Origin of the sequence: Paraburkholderia sp. Cpub6, from assembly GCF_014201065.1 — a bacterium.
Classification (GTDB): domain Bacteria; phylum Pseudomonadota; class Gammaproteobacteria; order Burkholderiales; family Burkholderiaceae; genus Paraburkholderia; species Paraburkholderia tuberum.
Genome location: NZ_JACHDM010000051.1, coordinates 1 through 15552, shown reverse-complemented (window position 1 = coordinate 15552; position 15552 = coordinate 1). Strand labels below are relative to the sequence as shown.

The 15552-nt window shown below is 62.6% G+C and carries 13 protein-coding genes; 4 read left to right on the top strand and 9 right to left on the bottom strand.

The window, feature by feature from the left end; genetic code table 11:
• The first annotated feature begins 245 nt into the window (after positions 1-245).
• Complete coding sequence (locus HDG33_RS35725) at positions 246-1001, top strand: complement resistance protein TraT (protein WP_184040829.1); 756 nt, start codon at positions 246-248, stop codon at positions 999-1001.
• 113 nt (positions 1002-1114) lie between these two features.
• Here the strand turns inward: HDG33_RS35725 and HDG33_RS35720 are convergent, their stop codons facing one another.
• On the bottom strand, positions 1115-2572 hold the full coding sequence (locus HDG33_RS35720) for a sensor domain-containing diguanylate cyclase (RefSeq protein ID WP_260330715.1): 1458 nt from the start codon (positions 2570-2572) through the stop codon (positions 1115-1117).
• A 496-nt stretch (positions 2573-3068) separates the two neighbouring features.
• Between HDG33_RS35720 and HDG33_RS35715 the strand changes: the two genes are divergently transcribed.
• Complete coding sequence (locus tag HDG33_RS35715) at positions 3069-3656, top strand: LysE family translocator (protein WP_184040823.1); 588 nt, start codon at positions 3069-3071, stop codon at positions 3654-3656.
• 40 nt (positions 3657-3696) lie between these two features.
• On the opposite strand, the gene HDG33_RS35710 is transcribed toward HDG33_RS35715, so the two are convergent.
• From HDG33_RS35710 to cadR, 6 genes are all read right to left on the bottom strand, one after another.
• Complete coding sequence (locus tag HDG33_RS35710; RefSeq protein ID WP_184040821.1) at positions 3697-4569, bottom strand: AraC family transcriptional regulator; 873 nt, start codon at positions 4567-4569, stop codon at positions 3697-3699.
• 141 nt (positions 4570-4710) lie between these two features.
• Complete coding sequence (locus HDG33_RS35705; RefSeq protein ID WP_184040818.1) at positions 4711-5505, bottom strand: ABC transporter substrate-binding protein; 795 nt, start codon at positions 5503-5505, stop codon at positions 4711-4713.
• 64 nt (positions 5506-5569) lie between these two features.
• The gene (locus HDG33_RS35700) at positions 5570-6724 is read right to left on the bottom strand and encodes a pyridoxal phosphate-dependent aminotransferase (RefSeq protein ID WP_184040815.1); all 1155 of its coding nucleotides are present in this window, start codon (positions 6722-6724) and stop codon (positions 5570-5572) included.
• A 340-nt stretch (positions 6725-7064) separates the two neighbouring features.
• Complete coding sequence (gene dbpA, locus HDG33_RS35695) at positions 7065-8468, bottom strand: ATP-dependent RNA helicase DbpA (protein WP_184040812.1); 1404 nt, start codon at positions 8466-8468, stop codon at positions 7065-7067.
• A gap of 23 nt (positions 8469-8491) precedes the next feature.
• Positions 8492-8692 (bottom strand): hypothetical protein, encoded by a 201-nt coding sequence (locus HDG33_RS37905; protein ID WP_184040809.1) that lies wholly within the window; start codon positions 8690-8692, stop codon positions 8492-8494.
• Between the two features lie 122 nt (positions 8693-8814).
• Entirely contained in the window at positions 8815-9246 is a 432-nt protein-coding gene (cadR, locus tag HDG33_RS35685) for a Cd(II)/Pb(II)-responsive transcriptional regulator (protein ID WP_090802273.1), read from the bottom strand.
• 81 nt (positions 9247-9327) lie between these two features.
• Here cadR and HDG33_RS35680 point away from each other — a divergent pair, with 81 nt between their 5' ends.
• Positions 9328-11646, top strand: a complete 2319-nt coding sequence (locus HDG33_RS35680) for a heavy metal translocating P-type ATPase (RefSeq protein ID WP_184040805.1) — start codon at positions 9328-9330, stop codon at positions 11644-11646.
• A 31-nt stretch (positions 11647-11677) separates the two neighbouring features.
• Here HDG33_RS35680 and eutC read toward each other — a convergent pair whose 3' ends face one another.
• Entirely contained in the window at positions 11678-12469 is a 792-nt protein-coding gene (gene eutC / locus HDG33_RS35675; protein WP_184040802.1) for an ethanolamine ammonia-lyase subunit EutC, read from the bottom strand.
• The gene (locus HDG33_RS35670; RefSeq protein ID WP_184040799.1) at positions 12466-13860 is read right to left on the bottom strand and encodes an ethanolamine ammonia-lyase subunit EutB; all 1395 of its coding nucleotides are present in this window, start codon (positions 13858-13860) and stop codon (positions 12466-12468) included. Before HDG33_RS35670 ends, eutC begins: the two co-directional genes overlap by 4 nt.
• A gap of 318 nt (positions 13861-14178) precedes the next feature.
• Here HDG33_RS35670 and HDG33_RS35665 point away from each other — a divergent pair, with 318 nt between their 5' ends.
• Positions 14179-15060: a GyrI-like domain-containing protein gene (locus tag HDG33_RS35665; protein WP_184040795.1), complete on the top strand. Its 882-nt coding sequence runs from the start codon at positions 14179-14181 to the stop codon at positions 15058-15060.
• Positions 15061-15552: the final 492 nt, after the last annotated feature.

Here is a 15552-nt window from a genome sequence, read left to right as displayed (position 1 = left end):
TCCATTCCTCGTCCGAAACATCTGTCGGGTATGGCTTGCGTTCTATCATCCCGCCAGGTTACCAGGTCTGACAGAAAGTGCCTAACACGCTCTAAAGATTCTCAAGCTAGCGGCCGATATTCCACATGCCCTTCCTTTCCTCACAAGAATGCAAGGACGGGTATCTGAGAAGAAATTAATTCAAATGATTGGCCAGCGTGCAGCAGGGGACCGTAGTGATCTGCTGCAGAAACACAGGGGAAGTTATGAAATTGAACAAACTTGCACTTACAGCAGTTCTTCTGGCTACGGCCGGCACCACCAGCTTGCTGACCGGCTGTGCGGCGACCCAGGTTGCGATCAGCAAGCACGACCTCGATGTCCAGACAAAGATGTCGGACACGATCTTCCTGGACCCGGTCGCCGATTCGAAAAAGACTGTGTTCGTGCAGATCCGCAATACCTCCGACAAGCCTGATTTCGACATCGCGGCTGACGTGAAAGCGGCCGTCTCGGGCAAGGGATACCGCATCGTCGGAGACCCCGACCATGCGCAATATATTCTTCAGGCAAACATCCTGCAGGTAGGCAAGGTCGCTCCGTCGGCGGCCCAGGAAGCATTCGGCGGATATGGCGCCCCTCTTGGCGGTGCCTTTCTTGGCGCGGCCGCCGCGGCATCGTTTGGTAGCACGCATGCCGCGCCGATCGCTGGCGCGGCCCTCGCGGGCGGCCTGATTGAACTGGTCGCCAACGCTGCAGTTAAAGACGTGTACTACACCGCCATTACCGACGTGCAAATCAAGGAGCGCCAGCACAGTGGCGTAGCGAGCCACGAAAACTCCACACACAACCTGCACCAAGGCAACAGTGGCGGCACAACCGTGACCTACAGCGAAGATACGAACTACCGTACGTATCAGACCCGCATCTTGAGCGTCGCCAACAAGGTGAATCTCGAGTTCGCTGAAGCAGCGCCGCCGCTGCGCAGTGGGCTGGTGCGCGTTATCGCTGGCTCGTTCTAATCCAGGCATCGACAACCGCGCGAGGTAGCACGTCGCGGAAATCAGAAAGGGTTGCACGCGAAAGCGTCGCAACCCTTCTTCATTTCCGGTGCAGAAAAATCAGGAGCGATCGGTCACCCAACTCCCATTTGCGCAACCCTATTCCTGCCACCGGCCTTCGCCGTATACAACGCCTCATCGGCAGCCCGAACGACGACGCTGACATCCGTCACCCGATCCGACCGCGACGTGGTCGCGCCGATGCTGACCGTCACGCGACCGAACTCGCAGCCCAGGTGCGCGATGCCCAACTCGCCGATCGCCACGCGGATGTTCTCGCCGACCACCCCGGCACCGGCGGCGTCGGTATCCGGTAGCACCACGACGAATTCCTCGCCGCCGTATCGACCGACGCAATCGCCCGGCCGCTTGATCACCCTGCGGATGCAGCGCGCGACCGCGGTCAGCGCGACGTCGCCGGCCTGGTGACCGTACGTATCGTTATAGGCTTTGAAGTGATCGATATCGACGAACAGCAGCGATAACACGCTGCCCGTGCGGCGCGCGCGCAGCCATTCGCGCTCGAGCGTTTCGCACAGCGCGCGGCGATTGGGCAGGCCGGTGAGTCCGTCCGTGCCGGCAAGCCGTTCGAGCTCGTGCTCCACCCGCTGTCGACGCCGCAACTCGGCGCCGAGCCACGCCGCCAACACGATCACGCCGATCCCGAAGATCAGCATCAGCGAACCGATCGTCAGCGCGCGCCCCCACCAGCCCGCATAGATATCGTCGGTCGCCTCGGCGACCAGCACGATCAGCGGCAATTGCGGAATCCGTCTGAACGAGTAAAGCCGCTCGGCGTCGTCGAGCGGCGAAGACGCGATAAAGCTGCCCTCGTCTTTCGCGAGCAGGTGCTGGAAGAACGCCGTCTTGCTGATGTCGCTGCCCGTCACGTGTCGATCGTCGGGCCGTCGCACGATGATCGTGCCGTCCGTTCTGACGATCGACACCGAGCCATGCTGCCCGATCCGCAGATCCGCGAACAGGCTCGTGAAATACTCCTGATCGATACCGAGCGCGACGATTCCCGCAAACGATCCGTCAGGCCGGGACAGTCGCCGGCTCAGCGCGATGCTGCGCGAACCGGGTCTGAGTCTCGAGTTGTACGGCGCGCTGACATCGAGCCCGAGATCCGGATCTTCACGATGAATCCTGAAGTACGGACGGTCCGAGAGGTTTCCCCCGCGCGGCACGTCGCTATCCGAATCGATCACGACGTTGCCCAGTGCGTCGATCACCACCATCGCGCCGACGTATTGCCCGGTCGCCGCGCGATCGAACAGGATCTCGCGCCGCAAACGCGGCGAATCGAGCACGCCCGGACGCCCGAGGCCATCGGCGACGGCCTGCAGCGACAGCGCGTACAGCTCGAAATTGCGCGCGATGTCGCGCTCGGTGATCGTCGCGACATCGCGCGTCGAATCGAGTGCGCGCGCAATCGCATCCTCGCGGCTCTGATACAGCGCGTAGCCACACAGCGCGAGCATTGCGAGCACCACGCCGCATCCCGCGTAGATGACGCCATCGCGTGGCATCCGCCATCTGCGCGCCCGTGCGATCAGGACGCGAAACCGGGCCTTTCTTTTGTGGATCATGTGCTCTGCGTTTCCAACGGCGGGACTCAGTTTGTCGAAGTGCTCACTACGCTTCCGGTTTGTTGAGACAGAGCACCCAGCAGATAGCGAATCCATACGCAAGTGGAATCACGCATTTTCGAGGCTTCGGACTGTTTATCGGGTCGAATAATCGCCCGCTGCATAGGGGCATATCATAAGTTTCGATAAATAGAATTTACCTGATAATTCAAAAATTGTTTTTCCTCGGTAACGTTTGCGCGTATTTCTTTTTTAAATTCAAACGCGTGTTTGTTATCGAATCATCGCGTCATCGCCTAATGTTTTTGTGAACCGTTGAAGCCGCAGCGGTTTTACCTTCTTATCGATTGGGCAATTTCCTTCAATACATGCCCTCGCCGCCTCGTTACCGTTGAGCCTCGCAATCCATTCGCACACTCACGTTTCGAGGCATCCGATGACCGCATTACTCTCGATGGCCGCGTTCGCGCTCGCCAGTTCCATTTCTCCCGGCCCGGTCAACGTCGTCGCGCTGAGCGCCGGCGCGCAGCACGGGCTCGCCGCGAGTCTGCGGCACGTCACTGGCGCGACGGTCGGTTTCACGTTGCTGCTTCTGTTGATCGGCCTCGGCCTGGACGAATTGCTCGCGCGCTTTCCCAATCTGATCGAGATCGTCAAATGGGCGGGCGTGGGCTTTCTGCTCTACATGGCCTACAAGCTCGCAATCGACAACGGCCAGCTCGGCGCGGACAAGCCGGCGCGCGGGCCGTCGTTCGCGCACGGCGCGGCCATGCAATGGCTCAATCCAAAGGCGTGGCTCGCGTCGCTGGCCGGCATGGGCGCGTATGCGGCAGGCGGCGACGGCGGGCTCGTCTGGCAATTCACGGCGCTGTACTTCGTGATCTGCTATCTATCGATCGCGAGCTGGGCGTATGCCGGCACGTTTTTGCGCAGGCATCTGCGTGAAGCGAAGCGGGTCCGGGTGTTCAATCGCGTGATGGCGGCGCTGCTCGCGCTCAGTGCAATGTATCTGCTCGTGGAGTGACGCGAGCCGCGCCTGCTTCCCGACGCGGCTTCGTGCCGCGTCACGCTCCGCTGCGATATTGGCCCGGCGTCGCCGCCACTAGCCGCTTGAAGGTGCGCTGCAAATGCGCCTGATCGGCGAAGCCGGCATCGAGCGCGACATCGGCGATCAGTGCCCCGCGACGCAGTTGCGCGCGACTGTACTGGATGCGTCGGTTGATCAGATACGCGTGGGGCGTCATGCCGTAGCGCAGCTTGAACGCGCGTATCAGGTGCGACGCGGACAGCCCGGCGGCTTCGCACACATCGTCGAGTTTCAGCGCGCGCGTGCAGTTTTCGGCGATGTACTCCGCGGCGCGCGCGAGTTGGCCGCTCACGGCACGCTCCGGCAGGCTCGCCGGATTGAGCGTTTGCTGCACGCTGGAGAAGAAGGTGATGGCCGCGCTTTCCTTGCGCAGCGTGTCGTTGTCGTCGTCGTTACCGGCGAGAATCGCGCACAGCCGGTTCAGGCCGTCGAACAGCGCGGCGTCGAGCGTCATGATCTGCGAAAACGCGCGGAACGCATGGTTCTCGTTGAAGCCCAGCTCGTGCTGCAGTTTCGTGAACCACGCAACGTCGACGTGCAGCATCCGATACGACCACCGCTCGCCGGCAACCGGGTTGCACGCGTGCACATCGTCGGGGTTCATCATCACGACGGCGCCCGCGCCGACCCATTCCCGCGCGTGGCGGTTCAGGTACACGCTGCGGCCTCCCGTCACCGCGCCGATCGAAAACGTTTCGTGCGAATGTTTCGCGTAGCAGACCTTGCGGCCATCGTCGATGGAACGCGCCTCGATGAACGGCAGCGCCGCGCTGCGCCAGAAGCGCGGCGCGTCTGCGCCTTTTGCGCGTGCGGTGTTCGCAGCGCTTGCCGCTTCGATCGTCTCGCTCATGCGCGCTCTCCGGTTGATCCGCCGACTTCGCCGTTGTCTCCGACTTCGCGAAGCCTACGTATCGTAGGCGTCAAACGCATGGCCAACAAGCGAACGCGCGGCGCCGCTCGCAAACGGCGCCGCCGCCCGAACGCGACGCGATTACTTCGCGCTGACGTCGATATTGCCGAGATATTTCGTGGCGAGCGTCTTCACCGTGCCGTCGGCTTGCACCTTCGCGATCGCGGCGTTCAACTGATCGCGCAGCGCGGTATCTCCCTTGCGAATGCCGTATGCGATGCCGCTGCCGAGAATCTTGTCGTCACGCACTGGCTGACCGACGAATGCGTAGCCCTTACCTTCGGGCTTCGACAGAAAGCCCGTTTGTCCGGCCGGCGCGAGCACGAGCGTGCCGTCGAGACGGCCAGCCGTCAGATCGGCATAGACCTGGTTCTGATCCTGATACGGCAGCACGATCACGCCGGCCGGTTCCCAATGCACCTTAGCGAAGGTCTCCTGAATCGAGCCTTGCAGTACGCCGATGCGCTTGCCCTTCAGCGACTCAGGCGTCGGCTGCAAACCGCTGTCGCTGCGCGCGATCAGCTGCGACGGCACGCGATAGACAACGGTCGTGAAATCGATCGCCTGGCGGCGCTGCTCGGTCGCGTTCATCGCTGAATTGATCGCGTCGAACTTGCGGCCTTGCAGCGCCGGAATCAGGCCGTCGAACGAGGTTTCGACCCACTTGCACTTCATGTGCGCGGCCGCGCAGACCGCGTTGCCCACGTCGATATCGAGCCCTTGCAGTTCGCCGTTCGGTCCTTTCGACTCGAACGGCGGGTACTGCGCTTCGAGGCCGAAACGCAGCGTCGCGGTATCGGCGGCGCTTGCGGCCGACGATGTTGCGAGCGACGCGCCGGCACAGGCCAGCGCCAACAAGCACTTGAGCAACTTCATAACATCTCCCTTCATTCTTCGAATACTTTGATGACTTCGATACTTCGAGTGTGCTCTCGCGCGCTCAGATTTCACACAAACGCCGCGCGCCTTCGAGCAGCGTCGCGTCGTCCTTCGAGAAACTCAGGCGAATCAGCCCCGAATCCGTGCCGTCGGTGTAGAACGCCGACAACGGAATCGTCGCGACGCGCGCATCGCGGATCAGGCGCAGCACGAAATCGCTGTCGCTTTCATCGGAGAAGCCGCGGAACCGGGCGAGCATAAAGAAACTGCCTTCGCTCGGCAACAGCTCGAAGCGCGATTCGCGCACCGCATGCGCGAGCAGATCGCGTTTCTTCTGATAGAAGTCGGACAGGCCGAGGTAGCTGTCGCGATTGGCCAGCGCGTCGACGAACGCGTGTTGCATCGGCGTATCGGCGGAGAACACCATGAACTGATGGACCTTGCGGATCTCGTCCATCAGCGCGGCGGGCGCGAGGCAGTAGCCGACGCGCCAGCCGGTCACGTGGTACGACTTGCCGAACGACGACACGATCACGCTGCGCTCAGCGAGTTCCTGATGGCGCGCCATGCTCTGATGCTTCGCGCCGTCGAACACGACGTGTTCGTAGACCTCGTCGGACAGAATCACGATGTCGGTGTTGCGCGTGAGCGCCTTCAGCCGCTCGATATCGGTGTCGCTAAAAATCGTCGCGGTCGGATTGTGCGGTGTGTTGACGATGATCATGCGGGTCTTCGGCGTGATCGCGGCGGCGACTTCATCCCAGTTCACGCGGAAGTGATCGAGCGACAGCTTGATCGCGACCGGCTTCGCGCCCTGCAGGCGCACGATCGGGCCGTAGCTGTCGAACGACGGCTCGAAGTAGATCACTTCGTCGCCCGGATGCACGAGCGCGCTGATCGTCGAATAAAGACCTTCGCTCGCGCTCGCGAGCACGGTCACCTCGCTGGCGGGGTCGTAGCGCACGCCGTACAGCGTTTCGACCTTGTCGGCGAGCGCTTCGCGCAGCGCGCCGATGCCGGCCATCGGCGCGTACTGGTTGTGGCCGGCGCGCATCGCCTGCGCGACGCCGTCGACGAGCTTCGGGTCCGGCGCGAAATTCGGCGCGCCCTGCGACAGGTTCAACGCATCGTGTTGCGCGGCCAGTTGGCCGATCACGGTAAAAATGGTGGTGCCGACGTCCGGCAGTTTCGAGCGGGCTTGCATGGCGCTCTGCATAAGACTTTCTCCCTTTCTACACCCGCCGGCGGCCGCGCGAATGGCGGCGGCGGGGCGTTCCTTCCGGTGGGGTGATTAGGCATCAGCCAAAGAACGCTCACAATCGAAACTTTGTCATGCGCGGCATGCGTTTTCTTCATGGCTCGCGCGAAGCCGCTCGACGCGGGCCTAAGCCGGCGGGTTCATGGTTTGCGGGGACGCGGTGCGGATTTCGGGGAATGCGGGTAACTGCGTAGGTATGAAGGAATGTGATGCTGAGCGGCCCGGTTGCGAAAACGGCCGCTGACGCGGCCGTTTTCGAGTTATTGGACTTTCAAGGAAAGCCGGAGCTTCGGGTGAATCAGGCTTCGTCCATCAAACGAACCTTGACCTTGCGCCCCTTCAGCTTGCCCGCGCTGAGCCGGCGCACCGCCTCGCGCGCGATGCTGCGCTCCACCGCGACATAGGTCGACATGTCGGTCACGTTGATCTTGCCGATCTGCGAGCCCGCGAAGCCGGCGTCGCCGGTCAGCGCGCCGAGCACGTCGCCGGGACGGATCTTGTCCTTGCGGCCGCCGAGGATCTGCAGCGTTTCCATCGGCGGCAGCAGCGGTTCGTTGTTGCCCGCCTTCAGTTCGGCCAGCTTGTGCCATTCGACGTCGCGCTTGTGCGCCTGCTCGATTCCACCGACGCGCCCCATCTCGTCCATGCTCGCGAGACTCAGTGCCCAGCCTTCCTGATCGGCGCGGCCCGTGCGGCCGATGCGATGCGTGTGCACTTCCGGGTCCGGCGTCACGTCGACGTTGATCACCGCTTCGAGTTGCGCGATGTCGAGGCCGCGCGCGGCGACGTCGGTCGCGACGAGCACCGAGCAGCTGCGGTTCGCGAACTGGATCAGCACCTGATCGCGCTCGCGCTGATCGAGTTCGCCGTGCAGCGCAAGCGCATGGAAGCCCTGCGCGCGCAGCACGTCGAGCAGATCGCGGCACTGCTGCTTCGTGTTGCAGAACGCGATCGTGGTGACCGGACGATAGTGATTCAACAGCAGACCGACCGCGTGCAGACGCTCGTCTTCGGTCACTTCGTAGAAGCGCTGACGGATCTTGCTGTCGTCGTGCCGCTCGGCGAGTTTGACTTCCTTCGGGTTTCGCAGGAATTGCTGGCTCAGCTTCGCGATGCCCTCGGGGTACGTCGCCGAAAACAGCAGCGTCTGGCGCTCTTTCGGGCATTGCCTGGCGACCTTCGCGATGTCGTCGAAGAAACCCATGTCGAGCATGCGGTCGGCTTCGTCGAGCACGAGCGTGTTCAGCGATTGCAGATCGAGGCTGCCGCGTTCGAGGTGATCCATGATGCGGCCCGGCGTGCCGACCACGACGTGCGCGCCGTGCTCGAGGCTCGCCGTCTGCGGACGCATCGGCGTGCCGCCGCACAAGGTCAGCACCTTGATGTTTTCTTCCGCGCGCGCGAGACGGCGGATTTCCTGCGTGACCTGATCGGCGAGTTCGCGCGTCGGGCACAGCACCATTGCCTGCGTGCCGAATTTGCGTACATCGAGGCGCGCGAGCAGCGCCAGCGAAAACGCCGCGGTCTTGCCGCTGCCGGTTTTCGCCTGCGCGATCAGATCTTGACCGGCGAGCGCGATCGGCAGGCTCGCGGCCTGGATCGGCGTCATCTCGACGTAGCCTAGCTGCGTCAGGTTCGCGAGCGTGGCGGGCGGTAGCGGCAGCTCGCTGAATGCGGCGCCGGCGGGGGTGGGACTGTTCATAGGATTGTCTGTAGGAATCGCGATTACTCGGCCACCGGGCCCTGGTCGGGGCGGCCCGGTAGCTGCTCGTAAAGCACCTCGCCGTCGTCGCCGTCGAAACGCTCGACGTAATTGCGCGCGCCGCACAGGGGGCAGCGGAACAGCAGCCCCTGGCCTTCGTTCTTGATGACGACGTCGGATTGCTCCCACTGCGCGCCGCAGGACTGGTTTCTACAGGTAAACACGTTGATTCTCCAACTGGATTCGATGATCGATTGGCAAGGTCGCACATGCGGCCTTGCCGTGTATGGGGTTGCCGCGCCGGCGCTGCGTCGTGACGCGATAGCGCTCGACGGCAAGCATGGCGTCAGCCGAGATGCGTATGCCGCGGACGCGGCACGGCCACATCCATGTCGGTCAGGCCGTGCACGATGCCGCAGTCTTCGACCGGATGCTCGCCGTGGCATTGGTCGCGCAGCGTTGTCAGTTGCGCCTTCAGTTGCTGCAGTTCTTCGATACGCGTGTCGACGTGCGCGATGTGCTCGTCGACCAGCGTATGCATGCCGCCGCAGCCGTTCGCCGGCGCGTCGGTCAGACGCAGCAATGCGCGGATTTCGTCGTGAGTCATGTCGAGCGCGCGGCAATTGCGGATGAAGCGCAGGCGCTCGACATGCTTTGCCGTGTAACTGCGGTAATTGGCTTCGGTGCGCTCCGCCTCGGGCAGCAGGCGCTCTTTCTCGTAGAAACGGATGGTTTCCGTCGTGCAATGGGCGATTTTCGCCAGTTCGCCGATTTTCATGGACCCTTCCTCCACGCGGCCTTGACCTTGTAGTGGCTTCAGGGTGTTTACTAGACCACAAATCGCACGAGGAAGCCACCAATGCCTGACAGCAGCCGTATTGCCACCGATCGTCCGGAACGGGAGGAAGCCTGTACACACGGGGGTTGCGGCGACGTTGATGCGCGGCGCTACCATGCTCACGGCCACGCCCATGATCACGCTGCTGTCGCTTGCTGCGCCGCTAGCGCTTTTGCGCTTGCGTCGCTGCGCCTGCCTCCGACCGAAGCCCTCGGCGACGACCTTCGCACCGCAATCCGCATCCTGCAGATGGACTGCCCGACCGAGGAAGCGCTGATCCGCAAGAAACTCGGCCGTATGCCGGTCGTGCGTAGCATGGACTTCAACCTGATGCAGCGCGTGCTGACTGTCGTCCACGCGCCGGAGGCGCTCGAGTCGGTCCTCGCCGCCCTGCGCTCGCTCGACTTCACGCCCGAACTGGCAAGCGACGCCGGAAAGGGTGGGAACGCCAACGCGGTGCCCCAGGCAGCCACTGACGCAATGCGCAAGCCGTGGTGGCCCCTGATCCTCGCCGGCATCGTCGCGGGAGCCTCAGAAGCCGCTAGCTGGCTCGGCGCGCCGGCCTGGGTGGTGGCGGGTATGGCGGTCGTCGCGATTGCCTCCTGTGGCCTCACGACATATCGCAAGGGCTGGGTCGCGCTGCGCAACGGCAACTTGAACATCAACGCGCTGATGAGCATCGCCGTGACCGGCGCGGCGCTGCTCGGCCAGTGGCCCGAAGCCGCAATGGTGATGGTGCTCTTCACGATCGCCGAGCTGATCGAGGTGCGCTCGCTCGACCGCGCGCGCAACGCGATCGAAGGGCTCATGCGGCTCACGCCCGGACAGGCCAGCGTGCAGCAGCCCGATGGAGCGTGGCAGCCCGTCCGCGTCGACGCGATCGTGCCCGGGACGCTCGTGCGCGTGAAGCCGGGCGAGCGGATCGCGCTCGATGGCGAAATCGTCGCGGGCCGCTCGAGCGTCGATCAGGCGCCGATCACCGGCGAGAGCCTGCCCGTCGACAAGGCGATCGGCGACGCCGTATTCGCCGGCACGATCAACCAGGCGGGCTCGTTCGATTATCAAGTGACGGCGGCCGCCGGCAACACGACGCTCGCGCGGATCATCCACGCGGTCGAGGAGGCGCAGGGCACGAAGGCGCCGACGCAGCGCTTCGTCGATGAATTCGCGCGCGTTTATACGCCGATCGTGTTCGCGATTGCGCTCGCCGTCGCTCTGGTCCCACCACTCGTGTTCGGCGGAGCGTGGCACGCGTGGGTGTACAAGGCGCTGGTGCTGCTCGTGATCGCGTGTCCGTGCGCGCTGGTGATTTCGACGCCGGTGACGATCGTCAGCGGGCTCGCGGCCGCGGCGCGCAAGGGGATTCTGATCAAGGGTGGCGTTTATCTCGAACAGGGTCGCAAGCTGACCCGGCTGGCGCTCGATAAGACCGGGACGATTACGCACGGGAAGCCAGTGCAGACGGAGTTTGAGGTGGTTGATGACGCGGGTGAAACGTTCCGATACCGTACGCTTGCGGCAAGCCTCGCGGGCCGCTCCGACCACCCTGTTTCGATGGCGATCGCTGCTGCCGCCAATGACGACGGCGTCGAACACCTACATGTCGACGCATTCGAAGCGATCGCTGGACGCGGCGTGCGCGGCGATATCGACGGTATCGGGTACTGGCTCGGCAATCATCGCCTGGTCGAGGAACTGGGCCGCTGCTCGCCGCAACTCGAAGCGCGTCTCGATGCGCTCGAACAGCACGGCAAAACCGTCGTGATGCTCGCCGATGCGCAGCGCGTGCTCGCGCTGTTTGCGGTCGCCGACACGGTGAAGGAAACGAGCCGCGCCGCCGTCGCCGAATTACGGCGGCTCGGCGTCGGCACCGCGATGCTGACCGGCGACAACCGTCATACCGCCGAGGCGATCGCGCAGCAGGTCGGCGTCGATGAAGCGCGCGGCGATCAGTTGCCCGAGGACAAGCTCGACGCGCTCACGCAATGGTCGAGCGATGGCACGACGGTCGGCATGGTCGGCGACGGCATCAACGATGCGCCCGCGCTCGCGCGCGCTGACATCGGCTTCGCGATGGGTGCGATGGGTACCGACACCGCGATCGAAACCGCCGACGTCGCGTTGATGGACGACGATCTGCGGAAGATTCCGGCGTTTATCCGCTTGTCGAAGGCGACGTACGGGGTGCTGGTGCAGAACATCGCGCTCGCGCTTGGCATCAAGAGCGTGTTCTTCGTGCTGACGTTGATGGGCTTCGGCACGATGTGGATGGCGGTGTTCGCAGATGTCGGTGCGAGTTTGCTGGTAGTGGGCAATGGGTTGAGGTTGTTGCGGAAGTGAGTGGGCGTGCGAGGTTTACGCTCGTTGCTTCCTACGCTGAACCGTCGTTCACGGCAGGATGCGTCGGAGCGCTGGCTAGCAGCTCATCGCTGTCGTCTTTCAAGCCCACCCCTGTCATTCCCAGCTTCCTCGCCTGCGTGAGCAGATAGTGCAGCTTGTGCGCGGCCTGCGGATAGTCGAGGCCTTGCGGGCGCACGTTGGAAATGCAGTTGCGCTGGGCGTCGCTGCACCCCGTTTTCGGCGCGTACGTGACGTAGATGCCGAGGCTATCCGGTGAACTCAAACCCGGCCGCTCGCCGATCAGCATCACAACGATTTTCGCGTCGAGCAATTCGCCGATCTCGTCGCCGAGTGCGACGCGTGCCTGACGCGCGACCACTACGGGACCGATGGTCCAACCCGCGAGCTTTGGATGTATAGCTTGCAGCAACGGTACAGCCTGCTTCGATGCGGCGAACGCCGATAGACCATCGCCGATCACAAACAGCACATCGCTTGATTGCGATGGCAGTCGAGCAAGCGTCGCGCGACTCTCCTCCGACAGACGCCGCCCGAGATCAGGGCGCCTCAAATAATGCTCGCGATCCGGCGCGGCGCTATGCACGTCGAGCGTGTTGAAACCTTGCGCGCGCAGCTGTGCGTGCAGCGGGTCCACGTCGAGCGGATGGTGCACGGCGTCGCGCGCCTGCGCATGCGCGAGATTGAACGCGAGCAATGGTGCGGTCGGCAGGCTGTTGCCCGCTCGGCCCAACGCGATGCGTGCCTGCGTAAACCGACGCAGTGCGCTCCACGGGTCCTTGTCGAGTACGTCGTTCTCGCTCATGCGATCCCCATCCAGTCGCGCGCGCTCTCGAGCAGCGGTTGCCGCGCCGATGCGCCGATCAACGCGCCGCGTGCGTCGATGATCTGCATCGACTCCAGCCATTCCTCGAATTCCGGCGCGCGGCGCAAACCGAGCACGTCGCGCACGTACAGCGCGTCGTGAAAGGACGTGCTCTGATAGTTGAGCATGACGTCGTCCGCGCCAGGTACACCCATGATGAAATTGATGCCCGCTACGCCGAGCAGCGTCAGCAGATTGTCCATGTCGTCCTGGTCCGCTTCGGCGTGGTTCGTGTAGCAGATGTCGCAACCCATCGGCACGCCGAGCAGCTTGCCGCAGAAGTGATCCTCGAGACCCGCGCGCGTGATCTGCTTGCCATCGTACAAATACTCGGGGCCGATGAAACCGACTACCGTGTTCACCAGAAACGGCTTGAACTTGCGCGCGACCGCATAGGCGCGCGCCTCGCAGGTCTGCTGGTCAACGCCGAAATGCGCATCCGCCGACAACGCGCTGCCCTGCCCCGTTTCGAAGTACATCAGATTGCTGCCGACGGTGCCGCGTTGGAGCGACAGCCCCGCCTCGTACGCTTCCTGCAGCAGCGCGAGCGAAATGCCAAAGCTCGCGTTCGCTTTTTCGGTACCGGCGATCGACTGGAATACGAGATCGACCGGCGCGCCTTTTTCCATCGCGGCGATCGTGCTCGTCACGTGCGTGAGTACGCACGACTGCGTCGGTACCTGATAGCGCTGGCGGAAGTCGTCGATCATCTGCAGCAGCTTCGTGATCGCGGCGAGGTTGTCGCTCGCGGGGTTGATGCCGATCAGCGCGTCGCCGCAGCCGTACATCAGGCCGTCGAGCATCGAGGCGGCGATGCCTTTGACGTCGTCGGTTGGGTGGTTCGGTTGCAGGCGTACGGACATGCGGCCCGGCAAACCGACCGTGTTGCGAAAGCGGGTGATGACCGGGCGTTTACGGGCGGCGGTAATCAGGTCCTGGTTGCGCATCAGCTTTGAGACGGCGGCGACCATTTCTGGTGTTAGGCCCTCGGTGATGCGGGTGAGTGCGTCGGTGTCGGTTGTGGTGCTGAGTAGCCAATTGCGGAAGTCGCCTACCGTCAGATGGGAGATTTCGGCGAAGGCTGCTGGCGAGTGATCGTCGATGATCAGGCGGGTGACTTCGTCGGTTTCGTAGGGGATCAGCGGTTCGTTCAGGAACGTGCGTAGCGGCACCTCGGCGAGCGCCATTTTGGCGGCGACCCGCTCTTCTTCGCTCGCTGTCGCGATACTTGCGAGCTGGTCGCCCGAGCGTTGCGGGCTCGCTTTCGCGAGCAGGGTCTTCAGGTCGGCGAAGCGGTACGTGCGACTGCCGATCGACTCGGTGTAGCTCATGTTTGCGGCTCCATCGCCTCGCGCGAACGCGGGTAGGAATGGGAACGGCGCTTATATGCTGCAGGTTGCTTGGTGCCGGTGCTGGTGCTGCTCACTACACGATAGCGCCAAACGGCGGCAGCGTCACGTTGCGGAGATTGGGGCTGTTTGCCGATGCTGTATTTGGCGCTCCTGCTCGCGTCCACGGGGCGCGGTCAACAGGCGCTCAATCCCCTTTGTGCGCACCGCTTGAAATCCGCAGGATTTGGTAAACGGCCGACACTCGCTGACGTGATACTTTGTTCGCATCCTCTCGCGCCAATTTTCTGCGGTCCAGTCATGAACGAATCAGACCATCGGGCTCGATACGAGACGCGACTCGCACGCGTGCTCGACCATATCTACGATCACCTCGACGAACCGCACGATATAGGACGGCTTGCGGAGATTGCGTGTCTGTCGCCATATCACTGGCACCGGATTTATCAGGCGATGTATGGCGAGACGGTCGCGACGACCGTGCGGCGTTTACGGTTGCATCGCGCAACAGGTTTTCTTGCGAGTAGTTCGATGCCGATTGCTCAGATTGCCGAGCGTTCGGGGTATAGCAGTTTGCAGTCTTTTTCGCGGACGTTTCGCGCGGTGTTTGGTGTGCCGCCGGCGCAGTATCGCAGGCAAGGCACGCATAGCCGGTTTCGGCCGGCGCTTTCAGGAGACGATCAGATGACGATGATTCGTGAGATCGTGATTCGTTATGTGGAGCCGATGGAGATTTTGTCGGTCGATCATGTCGGACCTTATATGCAGATCGGAAAGGCTTTTGATGCTTTGTTGGGGTGGCTTGCGAAACATACTCTGCTCGAGGCGCAGATGCGGATGATCGGGGTTTACTTCGATGATCCGGGAGTGGTCGAGGAGAAGGCGTTGCGGTCGAAGGCGGGTGTGTTGTTGCCGGGGCCGGTGATGGCTGAAGTGGCTTCGGCTGTTGGGATGGGTGGGGCGGTTTCTGCCACGCGTATACGCGGTGGGGAATATGCGGTGTTGCGGCATGTCGGGCCGTATAGCGATATGCGAGCGGCTTATGAGTGGTTGTACGGGACCTGGCTCGTGCAGTCTGGAAGGGAGGCAGCGGATGCGCCGGTGTTTGAGGAGTATTTGAACAGTCCCAAGGAGACTGCGCCTGCGGAGTTGGTTACGGAGATTTGTTTGCCGTTGGGGTGAGGTGTGGGTGGCTGGGTTGGTGCTCGCTGGTTCTGCGTCCTGCGATGTTGCTGTCGTTATGTGCGTATACGTTGCACGTGTTTCGGCGTGCTTCTCCGGTTTTTATAGTCTTTATATATGTATACGTAGTAATAGTTAACAAGTGGGGCGTTCGGCTGTGGATAACGTGGAAGTTCGTTTACGGATCAACGCGCTGCAGAATCGATAACCCTTGGGAGCGCGGGCGGACAGGTTAGCGGAGCCAGGGAGAAGTTTTAGCCGACCGGTTAACGCGGCGCATTTATCAAGGTTTCGCCCACAATGTGTTCGGCTGTTTTTACAAAAGTTGTCCAAAGGGGGATGTGGATAAGTGGCCTCGAGTGAAAGGCCATTTTTTGAAGATCTCGTTAGCGGCAACGAGGGTGTAAAAAGTTTTGTGTAAACGGTCATTTGGCAGGAGACTGCCAGCAACAGGAGCATCAATGACCGTAGCGAAACGCAATAAAAGAGAGA